At 71.6% G+C, this 2,973-nt stretch carries 1 protein-coding gene and 1 pseudogene; one reads left to right on the top strand and one right to left on the bottom strand.

Features of this window, described 5'->3' with window-relative positions; translation table 11 throughout:
* A pseudogene (locus BFF77_RS35335) lies at positions 1 to 651 on the bottom strand (hypothetical protein); the annotation flags it as partial.
* Between the two features lie 160 nt (positions 652 to 811).
* Here BFF77_RS35335 and BFF77_RS28430 point away from each other — a divergent pair.
* Complete coding sequence (locus BFF77_RS28430) at positions 812 to 2,860, top strand: MDR family MFS transporter (protein ID WP_066955443.1); 2,049 nt, start codon at positions 812 to 814, stop codon at positions 2,858 to 2,860.
* Positions 2,861 to 2,973: the final 113 nt, after the last annotated feature.

Genomic DNA, 2,973 nt, shown 5'->3' on the forward strand with positions numbered 1-2,973 from the left:
GAGCCGGGCGGGCGGTGGCGCGGAGGCGGCGGGGGCGGCCGGCGCGAGCGGCGGCATCGGGCCGGCGGTACGGAAGGCCGGCGGCGGCTCCGTACGGTCGTCGGCCGCGTCGAGCGTCACGTATGGCCGAACGCGCAGCGGATTGAAGTCCTCCGCCTCCGCGATCTCCTGCGCGTTCGCCTCCGCGCGCTCCTCGGCGGCGGCTTGCGCGGTGGCTTGCGCTGTCGCCTGCACGGTCATGTGTGCCGTCGCCCGCTCGCCCGCCCGCGCGATCTCCTGCTCGGTGGCCCGCCGAGCGGCTTGCTGATCCTCCGTCGGCTGCCCGGACTCACGCGCGCCGGTCGCCTCGCCGTCCCGCGCGCCGGTCGGCTCGCCGGCCCCCGGCGCCACCGCCCGCGGAGCCACCGTGCCCGGCGCCCTCTCCGCTTTCCGGGTGTCCGCCGGTGGAGCGTTCCGTGGCGCGCCCGGCGACCCGCCCGGCGGCTTCGGCGCGGCGGCTGCGGTGATCTTCGTCAGTGCCATCGTCGTCTCGGCGGGCGTCTCCGCGGCCGTCTCCGGTGACACCGCTCCTGGCCGCTCCGCGCAGGCGCATCCGGGTCTGTCGTCGGCGGTGCGCGGCGTACCGCACTCGGGACAGAGCTGTCCGGTCAACGTGGGTTCCCTCCCCTTGAACTGCCGCCGATTATGCAGGCCGTGTGTGGGGGATGTGCGCGTACCCGGGTGCCCGGGCGGACTCTCGGCAGGCCATAACCGGACAGAGCGGACAGGATGGAATCCGGCGGATCCGCGGATGAGTCCCAGGAGCAGTCCCATGACGCAGGAAGTGAGTACCCCGGTCATAACCCGGGCCCCCGGCGACAGTCAGAAACCCCCTACCGTCCTGGTCGCCATATGCGCCCTGCTGATGGGACTGCTGGTCGCCTCGCTCGACCAGACCATCGTCTCCACCGCGCTGCCGACCATAGTCAGCGACCTCGGAGGGCTGGAACATCTCTCCTGGGTCGTCACCGCCTATCTGCTGGCGTCGACCGCCGCTACTCCCCTGTGGGGCAAGCTCGGTGACCTGTACGGCCGTAAGCGGCTCTTCCAGATAGCGATCGTCATCTTCCTCATCGGCTCCGCGCTCTGCGGCATATCCCAGAACATGCCGCAGCTCATCGCCTTCCGCGCGGTCCAGGGCCTCGGCGGCGGCGGACTGATCGTGCTGTCGATGGCGATAGTCGGCGATCTCGTCCCGCCGCGTGAACGCGGCAGGTACCAAGGGCTGTTCGGCGCCGTCTTCGGCGCGACCAGTGTGCTCGGCCCGCTGCTCGGCGGTTTCTTCACCCAGGAACTGAGCTGGCGTTGGGTCTTCTACATCAATCTGCCGGTCGGCGGTGTCGCGCTCGCGGTCATCGCCGCCTTCCTGCACATACCGGTCCACCGGACCAGGCACACCATCGACTACCTCGGCACCCTTCTGATCGCGTCCGTCGCCATCTGCCTGGTCCTGGTCGCCTCGCTCGGCGGTACGACCTGGCCCTGGAGCTCCGCCGAGATCATCGGACTCGCCGCCCTCGGCGCCGTCCTGCTCGCGCTCTTCGTCCACGCCGAGCGGCGCGCGGCCGAACCCGTACTGCCGCTGCGGCTCTTCCGGCTCAGGGCCTTCACGCTCATCGCGGTCATCAGCTTCGTCGTCGGCTTCGCGATGTTCGGCGCGATGACGTACCTGCCGACGTTCCTCCAGGTCGTCCAGGGCGTGACCCCCACCATGTCCGGTGTCCATCTGCTGCCCCTGGTGCTCGGTCTGCTGATCACCTCCACCGTCTCCGGGCAGATCGTCAGCCATACCGGCCGCTGGAAGGCCTGCCCGATCCTGGGCGCCGCCGTCACCGCCGTCGGACTGCTGCTGCTCCACCGGCTCACGGCGACCAGCGGCATCTGGGAGGCGAGCGTCTACTTCTTCGTCTTCGGCGCGGGCCTCGGACTGGTCATGCAGGTCCTGGTGCTGGTCGTGCAGAACTCCGTCAGTTACCAGGACCTCGGCGTCGCCACCTCGGGCGCGACCTTCTTCCGCTCGATCGGCGCGTCCTTCGGTGTCGCCATCTTCGGCACGGTCTTCAGCAATCTGCTGGCCGACCGGCTGACCGACGTCCTCGCGCGTGAATCGCCGCCGCCCGGGGTCGGGCCGAGCCAGTTGTCCGCCGATCCACGGGCCATCGAGCAACTGCCCACCGAACTGCGGCCCGCCGTACTGCACGCGTTCTCGACCTCCATCACCGATGTCTTCCTGTACGCGGCACCGGCCGTGCTCCTCGCCTTCGCCGTCGCGTGGTTCCTCAAGGAGGACAAGCTGCGCGGGTCGGTGACCGCGCCGGAGATCAGCGAGACGCTGGCGAGCAACCCGGTCGTACGCTCCTCGCACGACGAGGTGGCACGCGCGCTGTCGGTGCTCGGTACGCGCGAGGGCCGCCGCCGGATCTACGAGAGGATCACCGCGAAGGCGGGGTACGACCTGCTCCCGGCGGCGAGCTGGCTGCTGCTGCGCATCCGCCGCCATGGCTCGGTGCGGCCGGGCGCGCTCCTGGAGGCCCTGCCCGCACCGGTCCGGTCCGTCACCGCCGCGACCCGGCAGGTGGAGGAGCGGGGGCTGGCCCGGCGCGAGGGCCGTGAACTGACGCTCACGCCACGGGGTGTGGAGACGGCCGAGCTCCTGGCGAAGGCGCGCGAGGACTCCCTGACGGAGCTGCTCGGTGACTGGTGGGGCCCCGGCCGGCCGAAGGACCTGGTGAAACTGGTGCGGGACCTCAACAGCGAACTGTGCGGAGCCGAGAGCGAACGCCCCCAGGCCCCGTCCCCGCCCAGGGACCACGCCGTCTGAACCCCGCGCCACGGCCCGCCGGATCACACCCGCGGTCCGCCCGGGTCCTGCCGTCCGGCCGGGTCCCGCCGTTCGCCCAGGTCCTGCCGCCCGGCCGGGTCCTGCCGCCCGGC

The sequence above is a fragment of the Streptomyces lushanensis genome (assembly GCF_001700515.1).
Classification (GTDB): Bacteria; Actinomycetota; Actinomycetes; order Streptomycetales; family Streptomycetaceae; genus Streptomyces; species Streptomyces lushanensis.

Excerpts from the sequence above, each read along its gene's own strand:
- BFF77_RS28430 (WP_066955443.1), top strand. The coding sequence starts at position 812 with ATGACGCAGGAAGTGAGTACCCCGGTCATAACCCGGGCCCCCGGCGAC.